Source organism: Amycolatopsis sp. NPDC104587 (assembly GCF_055583645.1).
The window spans coordinates 47,949-65,229 of sequence record NZ_JBVJNO010000019.1; the positions used below are offsets into that span (position 1 = coordinate 47,949).

General features: G+C 72.3%; 18 protein-coding genes. 9 read left to right on the forward strand and 9 right to left on the reverse strand.

All coding sequences use genetic code 11. The features are described 5' to 3' along the window. Window positions 1-112: 112 nt before the first annotated feature. The 6 genes from ACZ61C_RS41880 to ACZ61C_RS41905 all read right to left on the reverse strand — a co-directional run bounded on the left by ACZ61C_RS41880 (window position 113) and on the right by ACZ61C_RS41905 (window position 7,493). Window positions 113-235, reverse strand: coding sequence for a ribosomal protein bL36 (locus ACZ61C_RS41880; RefSeq protein WP_247053887.1), 123 nt, complete (start codon window positions 233-235; stop codon window positions 113-115). 90 nt (window positions 236-325) lie between these two features. Next, window positions 326-1,495, reverse strand: coding sequence for a VWA domain-containing protein (locus tag ACZ61C_RS41885; RefSeq protein WP_465313509.1), 1,170 nt, complete (start codon window positions 1,493-1,495; stop codon window positions 326-328). Then, window positions 1,492-3,672, reverse strand: coding sequence for a DUF5682 family protein (locus ACZ61C_RS41890; protein WP_465313510.1), 2,181 nt, complete (start codon window positions 3,670-3,672; stop codon window positions 1,492-1,494). The genes ACZ61C_RS41885 and ACZ61C_RS41890 overlap by 4 nt, the downstream gene beginning before the upstream one ends. After that, a complete protein-coding gene (locus tag ACZ61C_RS41895) occupies window positions 3,669-4,754 on the reverse strand; it encodes an ATP-binding protein (protein WP_465313511.1) in 1,086 nt (361 codons plus the stop codon). Before ACZ61C_RS41895 ends, ACZ61C_RS41890 begins: the two co-directional genes overlap by 4 nt. Further along, entirely contained in the window at window positions 4,751-6,136 is a 1,386-nt protein-coding gene (locus ACZ61C_RS41900) for a DUF5691 domain-containing protein (protein ID WP_465313512.1), read from the reverse strand. Before ACZ61C_RS41900 ends, ACZ61C_RS41895 begins: the two co-directional genes overlap by 4 nt. Before the next feature lie 37 nt (window positions 6,137-6,173). Further along, window positions 6,174-7,493 (reverse strand): SWIM zinc finger family protein, encoded by a 1,320-nt coding sequence (locus ACZ61C_RS41905; protein ID WP_465313513.1) that lies wholly within the window; start codon window positions 7,491-7,493, stop codon window positions 6,174-6,176. A gap of 90 nt (window positions 7,494-7,583) precedes the next feature. Here ACZ61C_RS41905 and ACZ61C_RS41910 point away from each other — a divergent pair, with 90 nt between their 5' ends. Both ACZ61C_RS41910 and ACZ61C_RS41915 read left to right on the forward strand, forming a co-directional pair. Further along, window positions 7,584-8,087: a PadR family transcriptional regulator gene (locus ACZ61C_RS41910; protein ID WP_465313514.1), complete on the forward strand. Its 504-nt coding sequence runs from the start codon at window positions 7,584-7,586 to the stop codon at window positions 8,085-8,087. Next, entirely contained in the window at window positions 8,087-8,686 is a 600-nt protein-coding gene (locus ACZ61C_RS41915; RefSeq protein WP_465313515.1) for a GyrI-like domain-containing protein, read from the forward strand. Before ACZ61C_RS41910 ends, ACZ61C_RS41915 begins: the two co-directional genes overlap by 1 nt. Here the strand turns inward: ACZ61C_RS41915 and ACZ61C_RS41920 are convergent. Both ACZ61C_RS41920 and ACZ61C_RS41925 read right to left on the reverse strand, forming a co-directional pair. After that, window positions 8,671-8,934 (reverse strand): hypothetical protein, encoded by a 264-nt coding sequence (locus tag ACZ61C_RS41920; RefSeq protein ID WP_465313516.1) that lies wholly within the window; start codon window positions 8,932-8,934, stop codon window positions 8,671-8,673. The two genes, ACZ61C_RS41915 and ACZ61C_RS41920, sit on opposite strands and share 16 nt — an antisense overlap. Next, window positions 8,934-11,000, reverse strand: a complete 2,067-nt coding sequence (locus ACZ61C_RS41925) for an AMP-binding protein (protein ID WP_465313517.1) — start codon at window positions 10,998-11,000, stop codon at window positions 8,934-8,936. Before ACZ61C_RS41925 ends, ACZ61C_RS41920 begins: the two co-directional genes overlap by 1 nt. Before the next feature lie 457 nt (window positions 11,001-11,457). On the opposite strand from ACZ61C_RS41925, the gene ACZ61C_RS41930 reads away from it, so the two are divergent. Beyond that, window positions 11,458-12,195 carry a DddA-like double-stranded DNA deaminase toxin gene (locus ACZ61C_RS41930; RefSeq protein ID WP_465313518.1) on the forward strand — a complete coding sequence of 246 codons (738 nt, stop codon included), beginning with the start codon at window positions 11,458-11,460 and terminating at the stop codon, window positions 12,193-12,195. Continuing rightward, a complete protein-coding gene (locus ACZ61C_RS41935; RefSeq protein WP_465313519.1) occupies window positions 12,189-12,599 on the forward strand; it encodes an Imm1 family immunity protein in 411 nt (136 codons plus the stop codon). The genes ACZ61C_RS41930 and ACZ61C_RS41935 overlap by 7 nt, the downstream gene beginning before the upstream one ends. Here the strand turns inward: ACZ61C_RS41935 and ACZ61C_RS41940 are convergent. Further along, entirely contained in the window at window positions 12,596-13,543 is a 948-nt protein-coding gene (locus tag ACZ61C_RS41940) for a helix-turn-helix transcriptional regulator (protein WP_465313520.1), read from the reverse strand. The two genes, ACZ61C_RS41935 and ACZ61C_RS41940, sit on opposite strands and share 4 nt — an antisense overlap. 84 nt (window positions 13,544-13,627) lie before the next feature. Here ACZ61C_RS41940 and ACZ61C_RS41945 point away from each other — a divergent pair, with 84 nt between their 5' ends. The 5 genes from ACZ61C_RS41945 (at window position 13,628) to ACZ61C_RS41965 (ending at window position 17,280) form a co-directional block, all read left to right on the forward strand. Continuing rightward, window positions 13,628-14,014: a VOC family protein gene (locus ACZ61C_RS41945; RefSeq protein ID WP_465313521.1), complete on the forward strand. Its 387-nt coding sequence runs from the start codon at window positions 13,628-13,630 to the stop codon at window positions 14,012-14,014. A gap of 72 nt (window positions 14,015-14,086) precedes the next feature. Beyond that, window positions 14,087-14,935 (forward strand): helix-turn-helix domain-containing protein, encoded by an 849-nt coding sequence (locus ACZ61C_RS41950; protein ID WP_465313522.1) that lies wholly within the window; start codon window positions 14,087-14,089, stop codon window positions 14,933-14,935. After that, a complete protein-coding gene (locus tag ACZ61C_RS41955) occupies window positions 14,932-15,120 on the forward strand; it encodes a DUF397 domain-containing protein (protein WP_465313523.1) in 189 nt (62 codons plus the stop codon). Before ACZ61C_RS41950 ends, ACZ61C_RS41955 begins: the two co-directional genes overlap by 4 nt. 49 nt (window positions 15,121-15,169) lie before the next feature. Further along, the gene (locus tag ACZ61C_RS41960; RefSeq protein ID WP_465313524.1) at window positions 15,170-15,919 is read left to right on the forward strand and encodes a 3-hydroxybutyrate dehydrogenase; all 750 of its coding nucleotides are present in this window, start codon (window positions 15,170-15,172) and stop codon (window positions 15,917-15,919) included. Between the two features lie 32 nt (window positions 15,920-15,951). Next, window positions 15,952-17,280 carry an MFS transporter gene (locus ACZ61C_RS41965; RefSeq protein WP_465313525.1) on the forward strand — a complete coding sequence of 443 codons (1,329 nt, stop codon included), beginning with the start codon at window positions 15,952-15,954 and terminating at the stop codon, window positions 17,278-17,280. The last annotated feature ends 1 nt before the right edge of the window (window position 17,281 follow it).

The window sequence follows — 17,281 nt, forward strand, 5'->3', positions numbered from 1 at the left end:
CCTCCCCTCGTGCCCTATCCCCCCCCCCCCCCCCCTCCCCCCCCCCCCCCCCCCCCCCCCCCCCCCCCCCCCCCCCCCCCCCCCCCCCCCCCCCCCGGCCGTCGTCGAGGGGTCAGCCCTGGCGGCCCTTGGCGCGCGGGTTGTCCTTGTTGATCACGAACACACGCGTGCCGCGGCGGATCACCTGGGCGCCCGGCTGACGGGCGAGCGAACGAAGCGAACTGCGGACCTTCATGGCGAGCCGTCCCTTCCTGGTCGGCGGTGCGGGCCCCGAGTGCGTCCCGCATCCGTGTGAACCATCCGAGGGTCGGTTTTAATCCACAACTCAGCTGGTCTCGCGGGCAACCCAGCCCTGGAGGTCGTCGCCGCGGACGGCGGCGGCCATCAGCTCCGGGAACTGGTCCGGGGTGCACGCGAACGCCGGGACGCCCAGCTCCGCCAGGGACGCCGCCGTCTCGTGGTCGTAGGACGGCGCGCCCGAGTCGGACAGGGCCAGCAGCGTCACCACCTGGACGCCCGCGCTGGTCAGTTCGCCGATCCGATGCAGGAGCTCGTCTTCGTCGCCGCCTTCGTAGAGGTCGCTGATCAGCACCAGCAGCGTGCGCTCGGGCTTCGCCACCAGGCCCTGGCAGTAGGCGATCGCCCGGTTGATGTCCGTGCCGCCGCCCAGCTGGGTGCCGAACAGGACGTCGACCGGGTCGGCGAGGTGCTCGGTGAGGTCCGCGATCTCGGTGTCGAACGCCACGAAGCTGGTCTTCAACGACCGCATCGAGGCCAGCACCGCGCCGAACAGCCCGGAGTACACCACCGACTCCGCCATCGAGCCCGACTGGTCGACGGCGAGGATGACGTCACGCTGGACCGCCTGCCGGCGCCTGCCGAACCCGATCAGCCGCTCGGGCACGATCGTGTGCAGCTCGGGGGAGTAGTGCTTGAGGTTCGCGTGGATCGTGCGCGCCCAGTCGACGTCGCCCGGCCGCGGCCGGTGCGTGCGCGACGCCTTGTCCAGCGCGCCCGTGATCGCCGAGCGGGTGCGCTCGGCGAGCCGTTCCTCGAGCTCCTGGACGACCTTGCGGACGACCTCGCGCGCGGTCTCCTTCGTCTCTTCGGGCAGCACGCCGTTCAGCGAGAGCAGGGTGCCGACCAGATGGACGTCCGGCTCCACGGCCGAGAGCAGCTCCTTCTCCAGCAGCATCCGCGTGAGCCCCAGCCGGTCGACCGCGTCCCGCTGCATCACCTGCACGACGGTGCTGGGGAAGTACCGCCGGATGTCGCCGAGCCAGCGCGCGACCCGCGGCGCCGACGCGCCCAGGTTCGCGCTCCGCGGCCCGCCCGCGGCTTCCTCGTCCGGCTTGTCGTAGAGGGCGGCCAGCACCGCGTCGACCCCGCTGTCCTCTTCGGACAGCTGGGCCTCGGCCAGGCCCGAACCCGGGCCCGCGCCTTCGCCGCCCAGCACGAGCCGCCAGCGCCGCACCCGATCGGTGTCCGTGCTCAAACCCCCACCCCCAGCAGTGTCGCGAGCACGGGCAGCACGCGCTCGGCCCGCTCCTCGTCCAGTTCGTCGGCCACCGGCACGACCCGCGCAGTGCCCTTCAGCCCGGCCGCGCGCCGGCCGATGGCCCGCTTCTCGGGTCCGCTGAACGCGCCGAACGTGCGGCGCAGCAACGGAAGCACCTCGGTGAAGACGTCGTCGGGGATCGCCGCGAGCCAGGCGTCGATCACCTGCAGCAGGCCTTCGTCGTGCACCAGCAGCAGCGCGCCGCCGTCGAAGAACCCCTCGACGTAGGCCGCGCCCGCCGACGGCGCGATACCCGGCGTGAGCGCCCGGCCCAGCCGCAGCTCGATGTCGAGCGCGTCGAGCAGCCCGGCGTCGTGCAGGATCCGGGTGAGCCGGCCGGCCAGCAGCGGGGGCAGTGACGGCCGTTCCGCCAGCCGCACCAGCGCGTCGAGCCAGCGGCCTTTCGCCTCTTCACCCAGCAGCGACGTCGCGTCGTGCACCCCGTCGACCAGCTTGGCCAGCCGGGCCGCGGCGTCGTCGTCGATCCCGTGGGCCGCCGGTGGCAGCCCGGCGCAGATCCGGTCGAGCATGCGGTGGGCGACCGCACGCAGCGAGCCGGTGTCGGTGCCGCGCACGTCGCCGTAGCGGGTCGCCCGGGACAGCGCGGGCAGGGCGGCCATCAGCCGCGCGACGTCCGCGTCCGCGGCGGCCCGCGCGTCGAGCGCCGCCAGCGCGTCGGGCAGCGCCTCCGGCAGGTCGGCGAGCAGGCAGTTCTCGACGGCCGTGGTGACCTCGTCCAGCGGCGGGGCGCCTTCGACGGTGCCGCGGACCGCCGCGGTGGCGGCCGAAGGCACGGTCGTGCCGTGGACGGCGGCCGCAACCAGATCGACCTCGAACGACGGCTCCCAGCTCAGCGCCCAGGTCTCCCGGAACGTGCCGCGGTTCCGCCGGGCCGACGCCTCCCGGCTGCCCCACTCGATGCCGAGGATCCGCAGCCGGTGCAGCAGCTTCGAGCGGTCGAGCCCGCCGGGTGTGCGCAGGTCGAGGTCGAGCTCCTTGACGACGGGGTCCTTCTTGAGCCGCAGGCGTTTCGCCGTCGCGGTCAGGTCCGCGGCCAGCGGCGGCTGCGGCACCCGCTCGGGCACCTCGCCGAGCCGTTCCCCGACCACGAGCCGCCGCGTGACCAGCTCGACCTGCACCTCGTCCCCGCCGCACAGCACGGCGCGGGTGGCTTCGGTGACCTCGGCGAGCCCGGCCGACGACCGCCCGCGCAGCGTGCCGAGCGTCTCGGCCAGCCGGACCGCCTCGATCACGTGCGCGGTCGACACCGGCAGGTCTTCTTCGCGTAACACCGCGGCGACGCCGGCGAGCCAGCGCGCGGTGACGTCCTCGGCCGTGGTGAAGAGGTGGTGGTACCAGCCCGGCGACCGCACCCCGGCGCCGTAGCCGCTGGTCGTGGCGAGCCGGCCGTGGGTCCACGGCACCCAGGTGCACGCGACCTTCCGCTTCGGCAGTCCTTTGAGGACGGCCTGGTCGTGCGACGCGGGCGGCAGCGGGTCGGCCAGCGCCGGCACGTGCCACGCGCCGCAGACGACGGCGATGTTCTCGAAGCCGTCCTTGCGCGTGCGGCGCAGCACCGAACGCATGTAGGCCTCACGGCGCGCTTCGTTGCCCTGCGGTGGTTTTTCGCCCTCGCGGACCGCGGTCATCGCGTCCGCGATCACGTCGAACGGGTTCTCGCTGTCCCGCCGGGACTCGACGACGTCGTCCCACCAGCGTTCCGGGTCGTCGTAACCGCCGGCCGAGGCCAGCAGCGCCAGCGGGTCGACCGGCGGCCCGGCGTGCTCGTCCGGCCCCGCGGCGAAGGTGTTGGCGGCCGGGAGGTCGCAGAACCGCACCGGGATCCCGGCTTCCCGCGCGTAGGCGAGTGCCTGCCACTCGGGGCTGAAGACGGCGAACGGCCAGAACGCGGCCCGCGAGACGTCGTCGGTCGCGTACGCCAGCAGCGCGACCGGCGGCGCCATCGCCGGGTCTTCGGTCAGCTCGACCAGGGCGTCGGCCTCGGGTGGTCCCTCGATCAGCACGACGTCCGGTTCGAGCTCGGCCAGCCGCGTCGCCACGGCGCGGGCCGAACCCGGGCCGTGGTGGCGGATGCCGAGCAGGTGTGTCGTCACGAAATCTCCTGGCCCGCCCGGTAGAAGTCGGCCCAGCCGTCGCGTTCGCGCACGACCGTCTCGAGGTATTCGATCCAGATCGCGCGGTCGGCGACCGGGTCCTTGACCACCGCGCCGTGGATGCCGGCCGCGACGTCGTGCGGGCGCAGCACACCGTCGCCGAAGTGCGCCGCCAGCGCGAGGCCGCCGGTGAGCACACTGATCGCTTCGGCCGTCGAGAGTGTGCCGGACGGCGACTTCACCGCCGTGCGGCCGTCTTCGGTGCGCCCGGAGCGCAGCTCGCGGAACACGGTGACCACCCGGCGGATCTCGGCCAGCTCGGCCGCCTCGGCGGGAAGCTGCAGTGACGCGCCCAGCTGGGCGACCCGCCGGCTGACGATCTCGACCTCGGCGTCGGCGCTGTCCGGCAGCGGCAGCACCACGGTGTTGAACCGCCGCCGCAGCGCGCTCGACAGCTCGTTGACGCCCTTGTCGCGGTTGTTCGCCGTCGCGATCAGGTTGAAGCCCGGCCGCGCCTGCACCTCGGTGCCCAGCTCCGGGACCGGCAGCGTCTTTTCCGAGAGAATGGTGATCAGCGAGTCCTGGACGTCGGCCGGGATGCGCGTCAGCTCCTCGAGCCGGGCCAGCTTGCCGTCCCGCATCGCGCGCAGCACCGGGCTTTCGACCAGCGCGGCGGCGCTCGGGCCCTCGGCGATCAGCCGGGCGTAGTTCCAGCCGTAGCGGATCGACTCCTCGGACGTGCCCGCGGTGCCCTGCACCAGCAGCGTCGAATCCCCGCTGATCGCGGCGGACAGGTGTTCCGATACCCACGTCTTCGCCGTGCCGGGCACGCCGAGCAGCAGCAGCGCGCGGTCGGTGGCCAGGGTCGCGACGGCGACCTCGATCAGCCGCCGTGGGCCGACGTACTTCGGGGTGATCACGGTGCCGTCCGGCAGGGTGCCGCCGAGCAGGTACTGGACGACGGCCCAGGGGGAGAGGTTCCAGCTGGGCGGCCGGGTCCGGTCGTCGGCGGCGGCCAGCGCGGCCAGCTCGGCGGCGTGGTCCTGTTCGGCGTGCGGCCGGAGGACGGTGGCGGCGGTCATGCGAGCTCCTCGTACATTTCGCGGCGGAAGTTCAGCGTTTCGGTGAGCGCCCGGCGCCACGGCCCGGCGTCCATGGTCAGGCGAGTGGTGGCCAGCGGGTGGCCGAGGCACGTCCGCGGGACCGCGCGGGCGATCACGACGGCGGCGTGCGAAACCAGACGGTGGTCGTCCTGGCGGGCGATCCAGTCGAGCAGCGCGGTGCCGAGCTCCTTCGTCCACGGCCGGGGCAGCTCGTGCACCAGCCGCGCGAACGACTCGACGGGCAGCCGGCTCACCAGGTGCCCGACGGTCTTGGCCTGGCTCGCCGGGCTCAGCGCGCCGAGCAGCGGCGGGGTGGTGCGCCCGCCGGGGTCGGCGCCGATCAGCGCCTGCGCCCAGGTTTCGTCGCGCTGGCGCAGGGCCGCGGTGGCCCAGGAGTCGCGCAGGACGCCGGGCGGGCAGCCTTCGACGGTCATCCGCACCACCTCGGCGGGCGGCCCGAACTCGGTCCAGAACCCCAGGGGAGCGGCCGCGACCAGCGTGCGCAGCCGGACGGTGCCCTCACCGCGTTCGCCTTGGGGCAGCGACACTTCCAGCACGCGGCCCCGGCGGCGCACCAGCGGCCGCAGCCGTTCGGCCATCTGCTGCCCGTAACGCGTGCCGGGCAGCCGGCCGAGCAGCTCGGCGGCCCGTTCGCGGACGGCGGCCGCGCGGTCGGTGAGCGCGGCTTCGAGGAAGGCTTCGTCGCCGGGGCGGACGTGCCCGGCGAGCACCCCGAGGAAGTCGGAGCGGACGTCGGCGGGTTCGGTCTTCCACGACGTGCCGAGTGCTTCCCGGGCGGCGTCCGGGTCTTCGGCCAGCCGGGCGGCCAGCCAGCGGCGGCGCTGGGCGAGGCTGCCGTACTGCCAGACGTCCGCGGTGTCTTCGGCGGGCGCGGACAGGAAGGCCCAGTCCGGGTTCCGCTGCCCGAGCCACGCCCCGAGCGGCCCGGCGACCGCGACGAGCGGCCCGCGCAGGGCGGCCTTGCTCCGGGCCGCTTCGGCCAGCAGGGGCAAGGTTTCCGGCGGGACGCGGTACGCCGTGCCCGCCACGATGCCGAGCCATTCCAGCAGCAGGTCGGGATGGCTGGCGGCCAGCAGCCGCGCGAGCCGCTCCCGCGCGAGCGGCGGCACGAAGGCCCGCTCGTCGGGCGCGGCGGCCGGCAGCGGTTTGACGTTCGACAGCGGCCGTTTCCCGGCGCGCCGGTAGGTGGTGAGCACGGCCGCCGCGGTGAGCAGCTGGTCCGCGGGCTCGGCCCGGTCACCGGCGAGCGCCTGGACGGCGGGCGGCTGCGTGGCGGGGTCGAGGGGCCGGCGGCGGGTGCCGAGCAGCGCGGTGCCGACTAGGTCTTCCCAGGCTTTCACGGGTTCACCGCCTTCCGGGGCTTGAGGTACAGGGGCATCACAGTCGCACCGCCCGGTCGCCGGTCCAGCACGTCAGGGGACGCAGGCCCGCGAGGCTCCACTCGCCCGCGACCGTCACCGGGCAGCCGGCGGACATCGCCAGCAGCGACCACGGGAACGCGTACGGCACCAGCGGCAGCGCGGTACCGTCCTCTTCGGACAGACACCAGCCGCCGGCGTGTTCGGCCGGGGTGACACCGGTGAGCAGGACCGGCCAGCGCTCCAGCCACGGGTCCGCCGCCATCGCCCGCGCATACGCCGACAGGGCGTCTTCGATCGAACCGCCGTCGGCGGCGGCCGCCGGCAACGGGATCCCGCGCTCCACCACCAGCGCGCGCAGCGGCGCCGCGCCCGGGTAGAACGCCAGCTCCGCCGTCAGGAAATGCCCCGGGGGCAACGAAGAATCCAGCGGACGGCCCGGCGGCGCGAACGACAGCACCAGCGCGTCCCGGCCCGTGCGGCCGCCGCGCAGCCAGGTGCGGCGGGTGAGCAGCCGGTCGTTCTCCTCGTCGGCCGCGCCGGTGATCAGCCAGTCGTCGGCCACCCGCTCGCCCTGCTCGAGCACCCGCGCCGTCTCCACCGAAAACCCGAGCCGCGTGCGGACCGTCTCGGCCAGCGGAGGCGGCAGCGAGTCCAGCCGGCTCGCCGCGTCCGCCAGCAGGTACAGCAAGGACAGCTCGCCCAGCAACGCCTCCGGCCAGTCGTGGCGGCCGACGATCCCGGCCGCCCGCCGCAGCCCGCCCGCCAGGCCGGACGCCTGCGCGTCGACCATCCGGGCGGCGACCGTGCGCAGCTCTTCCCCGCCGCTGCGGTCGAACCCGGCGAACCCGGCGCCGATCCGGTCGGTGAGCCAGACCTTCAGCTCCGCGACACCGCCTTCGACCCGCGCCGCTCGATCCGAAGCGCGGCGCGCGGCGGCTTCTTCGTCCTTGGGACCGGCTGCTTCCGCGCGTTTCTCCGCGCGACGAGCCCGATCGGCCCGCTCGGCGAGCCACGTGTGCACCCATTCCGGCGGCTCCCCGGTGTCGAGCCGGCCGGCCGCCCAGAGCATCAGCAACCCCAGCGCGTGTTTGCACGGGAACTTGCGGCTGGGACAGGAACACCGGAACGCGGGCTCGGCGAGCTCGACGCACGTCTGGTACGGCTTCTTGCCGCTGCCCCGGCAGAAACCCCACACGGCGTCTTCGGACGCACTCGCGCCCGACCACTTCGCCGGCGCGGCGAGCGCCCGGCCCGCCTTCTCCGACGCGGGATCCGGCGCCAGGCCGGCCACGCGCTCCGCGGTCCACGGCACCGCCGTCACCACCTGTCCCCCCACTGTTCCCCCTCGGTTCCGTTACTCGCTGAAGCATGCCATCACCCACCGACAATTTCCGGAGCCGAAGTATTCTAGTGCTAGAGTACGGCCGTGCTGACGGACGCGGAACTGACGGTGCTCGGCCTCGTGGTCGAGCGGCCGAGGCACGGGTACGAGCTGGACGAAGTCGTCTCGGAGCGCGGCTTGCGCGAGTGGACCGCGCTGGGATTCAGCTCGATCTACTACGTGCTCGGCAAGCTCCGCGACCGCGGCCTGGTCACCGAGGTCGCGGGCGAGCGCGCGCACGCCAAGGCCAAGAAGACGTTCACCGCCACCGACGCGGGCCGCGAAGCGTGCGCGCGGGCGGCGGAGGCGGCCGTCGCCGAGCTGCGTCCGGTCCACCCGCCGGTGCTGATCGGGCTGGCCAACGCGCCCGCCGTCCCGCCCGACCGGCTCGCAGCGGCGCTCGCCCGCCGGGCCGAGGCGGTCCGGGAGCGGCTGGCCGAGGTCCGCCGCGCGGCCGCGGCCGACGTCCCGCCGTTCGTGCGCCCGATCTTCGACTACTCGATCGGCCAGCTCGAAGCGGAAGCCGAGTGGCTGGAAGGGATGACCTGATGCCTTACGACGTCAAGAAGGACCTGAAGGAGCTGTACGCGCCGAAGAACCGCGACTGGGCGCTGGTGGAGGTGCCTGAGCAGCAGTTCCTGGCGGTCGACGGCCGTGGCAACCCGAACACCGCGGAGAGCTACGCGCGGGCTGTCGAAGCGCTTTATGGCGTTGCGTACACGATCAAGATGACGGCCAAGCTCGGTAGCGAGGACTTCGTCGTGGGTCCGTTGGAGGGGCTTTGGTGGGCCGACGATTATGCGGCGTTCACCGTGCGGGCCAAGGATTCCTGGCAGTGGACGATGCTGATCAGCCAGCCGTCGTGGATCGGTGAAGACGCGGTCGAAGAGGCTCGGGAAACGGTGCGGCGCAAGAAGAAGATCGAGGTCCCGGTGCGGCTCGAGAAGCTGCACGAGGGGCGGTGCGCGCAGGTGCTGCACGTGGGTTCGTACGACGACGAGGGTCCGCTGCTGGCCCGCCTGCACGACGAGTTCCTTGTGGCGCAAGGGGTGCGGCCGACCGGGTTGCACCACGAGGTGTACCTCGGCGACCCGCGGCGGGTGGAGGCGGCGAAGCTGAGGACGGTGCTGCGTCAGCCGGTCGGCTGATCCAGCTCGGCGAGGCCGCTTTCCCACCGCTCACGCCGTTGCGCGGAAGTCTGCTCCCACCACGGCTCCCCGCGTTCGCCCAAAGCCACCTTCGCCGTCTGCGTCCGCGCGCGGTCCTGCACGCGCCGCGCGGCCATCAGGTGCTTTTGCAGCCGGTCGCGGACGTCGTCCGGGATCTCCGGGTCCGTCGCGCGCCAGCGACGGCCGTCGACGACGATGTACCGGCCGTCCGGGGTGTGCTCGGGCATCAGTACTCGGACGTCGCCGGCCAGGTGTCGTCGTGCAGGAGCCTCTTCAGGATCTTGCCCGTCGCGTTGCGCGGCAGGTCCGGCACGAAATACACGTCCCGCGGCACCGCGAAACGGGCCAGGCGCTGGTGGATGTACTGGCGGATGTCCTCCGCGTGCAGCGAAGCGCCGCGCCGCGGGACGACGTACGCCGCCAGGCGCTGGCCCCACTCCGCGTCCGCCACGCCGACCACCGCCGCGTCGTGGACGCCGGGCAGGGCCACCAGCGCCTCCTCGACCGGGCGCGGGAAGACGTTCTCGCCGCCGGAAACGATCATCTCGTCGGCGCGGCCGGTGACGAACAGGCGGCCCGCCGCGTCGAGGTACCCGACGTCGCCGGTGGCCATCAGGTCCGCCGCGCGGGCCGGGTCGGTGCCGTTCGTGTAGCCGTCGAACAGCATGTCGTTGCCGACGAAGATCTGGCCCTCGCCGCCGGGCGGGACCGGCATGCGGTCTTCGTCGAGGATCGCGATGCGCGTGCCGAGCAGGCACCGGCCGGCCGTCGTCGGCGCGGCGCGCAGGTCGGCCGGGGCGGCGATGCTCGCCCACGAAACCTCGGTGGAGCCGTAGAAGTTGTAGAGGACGTCGCCGAAGGTGTCCATGAACTGCGTGACGAACGCCCCGGACATCGCCGAGCCGCTGCTCGCGACGATCCGCAGCGACGAGAGGTCGTACCGCGCGCGGATCCGCTCGGGCAGGTCCATGATCCGCTGCAGCATGATCGGCACGGCGAACAGCGCGTCGCACTTCTGCTCGGCGACCATCCGCAACGTCTCTTCGGCGTCGAACTTGCGGGTCAGCGCGAGCGACGCCCGCAGCGCCATGCCGATCTGCATCGCGGCGAGGCCCCAGCTGTGGAACAGCGGCGCCGCGACGAGGATCCGGTCGGCGGCGCGCAGCGGGATGCGGTCGAGGATCGCCGCGGCCGCGCCCAGGCCCTTCGGGGTCGGCCGGCGCGCGCCCTTGGGCGTGCCGGTGGTGCCGGAGGTGAGCACGACCAGCCGGCCCGGCCGCTCGACCGGCTTCGGCGGGTCGGCGGGCGCGGCGTGGATCAGCTCGTCGACGGTGGGGTAGCCGGTCTCGGCGTCCGGCCAGGTGCTGACCCGCGCGAAGTCGCCCGGCACGTTCGCGATGGTCTGCGCGAACTCGTCGTCGGCCAGCACGGCGGCCGGTTCGTGCTCGGCCAGCACGTCCTTGACCGAGGCCCCGGAGAGCCCGGTGTTCAGCAGGATGACGTCCGCGCCGAGCTTGCTCGCGGCGACGAAGGACTCGACCATCGCGGCGTGGTTGCGGCACATGAGCGCGATCCGGTCGCGCTCGCCGACCCCGAGGTCGGTCAGCGCGTTGGCGAGCCGGTCGCTGCGCTCCTGCACCTGGCGGAAGGTGCGGAGGTTGCGCTCGTCGTGCAGGGCGGGCTCGTCGGGGACGCGGCCCGCGGCGGCCTGGTAGCCGCCCGCGACGGTGGCGCCCCACTGCGCGAGCGAGTTGAGCTGGCGCGCCAGCCGATCCGGCCGGGCCGGGCTCAGCACACCGGCGCGCAGCAGGACGCTCGTCGTGCGCAGCTTGGTGGCCTTGTAACTGTCGTTGTCGGCGCCGGGGCCGGACTCGCCGGCCAGGTGGAGGTCGAGGCGCCGGGCCAGCGCGCGGAGGTCCTTCTTCACCGACGAAACCAGGTCGAGGTACGACGGTGGCAGCATCATCCGGACGAACAGCTCGGTCTTGCCGCCGGCCAGGGGTCTCAGCTCGAGGGAGACCCAGGTGCCGTCGTCGGGGACGCCGCACCACACGACGTGTTCGCCCGGCCGGTACACGACGGCCTGCACCTGCGACTCCAGCCTCGGCCCGCGCTCGGGGACGATCCGGATGAGGCCCTTCGGCCCGCGCCCGCGCGCCGGTGGCTCCTGGACCTCGCACCAGCTGATCTCCGGAACGAACCGCGAGTACCACTCCGGCGACCCGACGATCTGCCACACCACGTCCGGCGTGTGCCCGACCACGGCACTCGCCTCGACCACATCGTCACGCATCGTCTGCCCTCACCGAAGTGTCACCGAACACACGTTCAGGTCACGGAGGCGTCACATTAGCAGCAAACGGGTGATCAGGGATACTCCGAACGGCGAGATACCGGGGAGTAACGGACACTCGTAGTAGGTCTTCCTACTGTCCACTAAGGATGGATTAACGCCGTTCACCGAGTATGACGGGCTGGCGGCTCGTCAACAAGTCCGTCCGAAGCGGGCGGAGCGGGTGTTCCGGTGGGTGGGGTGCCGGGAGCGGCCGGGGATTTTGGTTCTATTCGGCATCTCGGTATCGAGGGATTTATCGGGCAAAACGGGCTGATGGTTCCGGCGATCGGCCGCTTCGGTTCGGCTTGGACCGACTCCGGCTGTTTTCGCAATCGGCTGATCATGACCGCTGGGGCTTGCTCATCCAGGGCGCGGGCTGTTCGGATGAAGCCTGGTGATCTTGCCGGGGGCGCCCGTGTCGGTCGAAGACGTCGCCCGTGAAGTGAACGAGGCCCTCGGCGGTCTACCGGCCGGCAGCCTGGACCAGGCCGCTCAGGCGTTGCGGGAAGCGGGCGAGGTACTTGCCCGGGCCACAGTGGGCGCGCGTGGTCAGGAGATCGAGCGGGCTGCCGGCTTTCTCGTGAGCGCGCTCGAAGACCTGGGTCGCGTGCGGCGCACGCTCCAGGCGGCGGCGAACGAGCTCCAGACCTATCTCGACACCATCGGCAAAGGCGGCCCGGCTCCTTCGGCTGACGCTCGGCGGCCGTCGGTGCCGCCACGACAGCAGGGAAAGTCCGGCAGGCTGAGCCCGGGTGATGTGGCGACGTTGCGGGCAGAGCTTCCTCCCGCGGTGCCCAGACCGAACCCTGAGAGCAAGAAGACGCACGGCCGCTGGCTGGATTCGCACGGAAGCGTCCGGACGGCCGTCAGCGGTGACGATCGGTGGTCGGCGAAGGCTTGGGAACTACTTCAGCAGGCCGGTGTGCCTGCCGGGCGTAAGCCGGTGATCACCACGCACGTCGAGGCTAAGGTCGCCGCGGAGATGACCCACGACGATCAGAGACACGGCGAGCTGGTGGTGAACAACCGCCCGTGTGTCGGGCCGATAGGCTGTGACTCTCTCCTGCCTGTGCTGTTGCCGCCGGGCTACAGCGTCACCGTGTACGGTCCCGACGGTTATGAGGAGACGTTCGAGGGAGGCGAGCAGTGGTAGCGCTCGACATCTGGTACGACCAGGCGCCGAAGGACGACGAAGGCAGCGTCGTCATCCGCGTTGACACCACCGCCGAACTGGACGAGCTGATCGACCGCATCCTCGAGGAGACCGCCGGGCACGAAGCGCCGCCGATGATCCAGGTGGCGATCTCGGGGGTGAAGCGCTCGCCCGCGCTGGAAGTGGGCCTCGGCAAGGACAAGGGCTTCATCGGCTACACCTCGCGGACGGAAGGTGGCTGGACCCGTGGCGACGGTGATTCCGGCTCGGTTGTCGACTACCTCTACATGGGCAGCCACAGCGAAGTGCCTGCCGATGCAGAAGTGTCGATGACGGTTGTGCGTCGCGGGCTGCGTGAGTTCCTCGAAACCGGGGAGCGGCCGAGCGTGGTGAGCCTCGGCTAGCCGGGGCACCGGGCGTAACGGGCCACCAGTTCGGCGCCCAGCCGCGCCAGTTCGGCCTGGACGGACTCCGGGCCCTCGACCTCGACCAGTGCGCCCCAGCCGGCGAGCTCCTGGGCGATCATGAGGGGCGCCGGGGCGGCCACCCGGGCGCGGACGCGGTCGCCGGGCAGCTCGGTGACCAGCTCGCAGTGGCGGCCGAACCGGTCGCGCAGCACGCGGAAGTGGCGGCGGGCCAGGACGACGTCCGCCGTGAGGAGGGAACGGCGCTTCTCCACCTCCTCGACGACCTGCTCCCAGACCTCGGCCAGCTCCAGGTCCGACGGCCGGTCCGCGGGCTCGCCGGTCGGGACGGCCTCGATGATCCGGTCGACGCGGAACGTCCGCCTCCCTTGGGGCGTGCCCGCGACGAGGTACCAGACGTCGTCCTTGTCGACCAGGCCCCACGGGTCGACGACCCGCTCCGACCGCTCGCGGCCCGCGTAGGTGAGGAGGACGCGGCGGCGCGCGATGACGGCGTCCCGCAGCGCCTCGACCATCGGCGGCCGGTCCTTCGGGCGCTCGCCCCAGCCCGCCTGGTCGACGACGACCGCCTCCGCCGCGGCCTCGGCGTCCGCCCGGAACGTGCCCGGCAGCGCCCCCATCAGCTTGCGCAGCGCGGACTTCACCTCCGGCGCCCTGGCCGCGGCCGGGCCGGCCAGGAGGAAGAGGGCTTGCGCCTCCTGCGCGCTCAGGCCGGAAAGGTCCGTGCGAGCGCCCCCGACGAGCTGCCAGCCTCCGCCGCGGCCCGCCTGCGGGTAGACGGGCACCCCGGCGGCCGAGAGCGCTTCGAGGTCACGCCGGGCCGTCGCGACGGAGACTTCGAGCTCCGCGGCCAGCTCGCCCGCGGTGACGCGCCCGCGGGTCTGCATCAGCAGGAGGGTGGCCACGAGGCGGTCGGCGCGCATGGGGGAAGTGTCGCAAGAAAAGTGCTCAGATGGTGCGCACTTTCACCTTGCATGATGACCGAGGACAAGAGAGAAGGAGCAGAAATGCTGCGAGGAATGGCCACCGTTTCGTACTTCGCCGACGACCACGAGGCCGCGAAGAGCTGGTACAGCGAGTTCCTGGGGATCGAGCCGTACTTCCACCGCCCGGGGTACGCGGAGTTCCGCATCGGCGACTACCAGCACGAGCTCGGCCTGATCGACCGCAAGTACGTGCCGGACATGGGCGGCGCGAGCGGCGAGATCGTCTACTGGCACGTCGACGACCTCGAGGCGACGCTCGCGCGGCTCGTCGAGCTGGGCGCGAAGGACCACGAGCCGATCACCGAGCGCGGGCCCGGGTTCGTGACGGCGTCGGTCGTCGACCCGTTCGGCAACGTCTTGGGTGTCATGACGAACGTCCACTACCTGGCGGTGCTGAAGGAGCGGTGAGTGTCGCGGATTCGCGACAGGGGCGGCCGTGCGGCGGACGGAACTGTCGGACCCCGGTGACAGAATGCGGTCATGGCGACACCCTTCGCGACACCCCGGGCGAGAGCGCTCGGCTTCGGGCTGCGCAAGTGCCGGGAGGAAAAGGACGTCGGTGTGCGGCAGCTGGCGCGGGTGATCGGGGTGCACGCGCAGGAGGTTTCCAACTGGGAGTACGGGAAGAGGGTGCCGAGGGTCGAGCAGGTGGCCCTGGTGATGGGGGCGCTCGTCGTGGCGCCGGCGGAGCGCGCCAGGCTGTTGGAGCTGGCGCGCACCGCGGCGGAGCCGAGCTGGCTCGAGAAGCAGGTGCCCGGCGTGGCGCCGAGTGCCTCCACGTTCGCGGAGTACGAGCGCGAGGCGACCGCGATGGTCGACTGGGAACCGCTGGTGATCCCCGGACTCCTGCAGACTTCGGACTACACGCGGGCCTTGCTGGGCGGCCGGGATGGTCCGCCGGGGCGGATCGAGAGGATCGTGCACGCGAGGATGGCGCGGCGCGGTGTTCTGATGAGGCGCGATCCGCTCGACTATCACGTGCTGATCGGCGAGGCCGCGGTGCGAGGGGATGTCGGCGATGCGCGGGTGATGGCCGAACAGCTCGCGCACCTGCTGGAAATGGCGCGGCGGAAGAACATTCGGCTGCAGGTGGTTCCGGAGCGATGCCAGCCGCAGGTGGTTTTCCACAACTTCGCGGTGATCGAGTTCCCGGCGCTCCCGGCGATCGTTTTCGTCGAACTCCACCAGGCGAGTGCCTACCTTTACGATGACGATCAGGTGGCCGGTTACCGCGCTGCGGCGCAATCCATGGTGGCGCTGGCGATGGATGAGCGAGAAAGCGGCGAGTTCATCGGGGAGGTGATCGCCGGCCTGGGAGGGACGACATGACCTGGCGGAAGTCCAGCTACAGCGCGACCGAAGACAAGTGCGTGGAAGTGGCGCTCGGAGCCCCGTCGCAGATCCGGGACACCAAGGACCGCTCGGGCGGCACCCTCCTCATCTCCACCCGATCGTGGCACGCCCTCCTCGCCGACCTATGTGCCCCCGCCCCACTGGATCTTCCGAACTTGTAGCTCCCGCACCCATGGCCCGCGACGCGGGTCACGCTTACCGTTCCCGTCCATGACCAGCGATCTGGACGGGCGCACCGCCCTCGTCACCGGCGGGGCCGGCGGTATCGGCCTGGCCTGCGTCCGCGCGCTCGGGGCGGCCGGGGCCAAGGTGCACGTCGTCGACGTCGACGGCGAAGGGGCCGAAGCCGCCGCGGCCGAGGTCGGGGGCTGGGCGCACGTCGCCGACCTCACCGACCCCGCCGCCGTCACCACTCTGCCCGCCGAGGTCGACGTCCTGGTCAACAACGCCGGGATCCAGCACGTCGCGCCGCTGCAGGACTTCCCGCCCGACGTCTTCACGCGCATCCAGGCGCTGATGGTCACCGCCCCCTTCCTGCTCATCCGGCACACGCTGCCGTCGATGTACACGCGTGGGTGGGGGCGGATCGTCAACATGTCGAGCGTCCACGGGCTGCGCGCGTCCCCCTACAAAGCCGCGTACGTCGCCGCGAAGCACGGCCTCGAAGGGCTCTCCAAGGTCGCTGCCCTCGAAGGCGCGGAACACGGCGTCACCAGCAACTGCGTGAACCCCGGCTACGTTCGCACGCCGCTGGTCGACAACCAGATCGACGCCCAGGCGGCCGAGCACGGCATCCCGCGTGAGGACGTCGTCGCCGAGGTGCTCCTCAAGCGCGCCGCCATCAAGAAGCTCATCGAGCCGGCCGACGTCGCCGCACTGGTGCTGTGGCTGTGCTCGCCGCACGCCGGCCACCTCACCGGGGCGTCCCTGCCGCTCGACGGCGGCTGGACCGCCGCCTGAAACCCCGTCCCCACAAGGAAGTGGAGCCCGCAGTGAGCCAACCCCAGCGGCCGGCGATCGCCAAGATCGTCGGCGCGAGCCTGATCGGCACGACCATCGAGTGGTACGACTTCTTCCTCTACACCTCGGCCGCCGCGCTGGTGTTCAACAAGCTGTTCTTCCCGACGGCGAACCCGCTCACCGGCACGCTGCTGGCGTTCCTGACCTACGCCGTCGGGTTCCTCGCCCGGCCGGTCGGCGGCCTCGTCTTCGGCCACTACGGCGACCGGCTCGGCCGCAAGAAGCTCCTGATCGTCAGCCTGGTGCTGATGGGCGGCTCGACCTGCCTGATGGGCGTGCTGCCGACGTACGCGAGTGCGGGCGTCGCGGCTCCTCTGCTCCTCACGCTGCTTCGGCTCGTCCAGGGCTTCGCGCTCGGCGGGGAGTGGGGTGGCGCGGTCCTGATCGTCTCCGAGCACGGTGACGACCGCCGCCGCGGGTTCTGGGCGTCCTGGCCGCAGTGCGGCGCACCCGGCGGCAACCTCCTGGCCACCGCCGTGCTGGCGATCCTCTCCGCGACGCAGTCCGACGCCACCTTCCTGTCGTGGGGCTGGCGGGTGCCGTTCCTGCTCTCGGGTGTGCTGCTGCTGATCGGGCTGTGGATCCGGCTGGCCGTCGCCGAGTCGCCGGTGTTCCTGGCCGCCCAGCAGCAGGCCGACGAGCGCGCCGAAAAGCACGTCCCGGTCGTCGAGGTCTTCCGCGACAGCTGGCGCCAGGTGCTGGTGACGATCGGCGCGCGGATGGCGGAGAACGTCTCGTACTACGTGCTGACGGCGTTCATCCTCGTGTACGTCACGACCGGGCTGCACCTGCCGAAGGGTGTCGGGCTGAGCGCGGTGCTCATCGGCTCGGCCGTGCACTTCGTGACGATCCCGCTGTGGGGCGCGCTGTCCGACCGCGTCGGCCGGCGTCCGGTGTACCTGTTCGGCGCGATCGGGATGGGCTTGTGGGGCTTCGCGTTCTTCGCGCTGCTGGACACGAAGTCGTCGGCGGTGATCGTGCTGGCCACGATCGTCGGGCTGGTGCTGCACGGCGCGATGTACGGCCCGCAGGCCGCGTTCTTCGCCGAGCAGTTCCCGACCCGGGTGCGCTACACGGGCCTCTCGGTCGGCGGCCAGCTGTCCTCGATCGCCGCCGGGGCCGTCGCGCCGCTGATCGCCGTGGCGCTGTTCTCCGCGTGGGGCAGCACCGTGCCGGTGTCGCTGTACGTCGCCGCGATGTGCCTGATCACGGTCGTCGCGCTGCTCGCGGCCCGCGAAACCCGAGGTCAGTCCCTGCACGATGACGACGTTCAGGCGGAAGCGGCGACCGTTTCGCCCTAGC

Excerpts from the sequence above, each read along its gene's own strand:
- ACZ61C_RS41950 (WP_465313522.1), top strand. The coding sequence starts at position 14,087 with ATGGCGACACCCTTCGCGACACCCCGGGCGAGAGCGCTCGGCTTCGGG.
- ACZ61C_RS41920 (WP_465313516.1), bottom strand. The coding sequence starts at position 8,934 with ATGCCCGAGCACACCCCGGACGGCCGGTACATCGTCGTCGACGGCCGT.
- ACZ61C_RS41880 (WP_247053887.1), bottom strand. The coding sequence starts at position 235 with ATGAAGGTCCGCAGTTCGCTTCGTTCGCTCGCCCGTCAGCCGGGCGCC.
- ACZ61C_RS41960 (WP_465313524.1), top strand. The coding sequence starts at position 15,170 with ATGACCAGCGATCTGGACGGGCGCACCGCCCTCGTCACCGGCGGGGCC.
- ACZ61C_RS41940 (WP_465313520.1), bottom strand. The coding sequence starts at position 13,543 with ATGCGCGCCGACCGCCTCGTGGCCACCCTCCTGCTGATGCAGACCCGC.
- ACZ61C_RS41925 (WP_465313517.1), bottom strand. The coding sequence starts at position 11,000 with ATGCGTGACGATGTGGTCGAGGCGAGTGCCGTGGTCGGGCACACGCCG.
- ACZ61C_RS41955 (WP_465313523.1), top strand. The coding sequence starts at position 14,932 with ATGACCTGGCGGAAGTCCAGCTACAGCGCGACCGAAGACAAGTGCGTG.
- ACZ61C_RS41915 (WP_465313515.1), top strand. The coding sequence starts at position 8,087 with ATGCCTTACGACGTCAAGAAGGACCTGAAGGAGCTGTACGCGCCGAAG.
- ACZ61C_RS41945 (WP_465313521.1), top strand. The coding sequence starts at position 13,628 with ATGCTGCGAGGAATGGCCACCGTTTCGTACTTCGCCGACGACCACGAG.
- ACZ61C_RS41895 (WP_465313511.1), bottom strand. The coding sequence starts at position 4,754 with ATGACCGCCGCCACCGTCCTCCGGCCGCACGCCGAACAGGACCACGCC.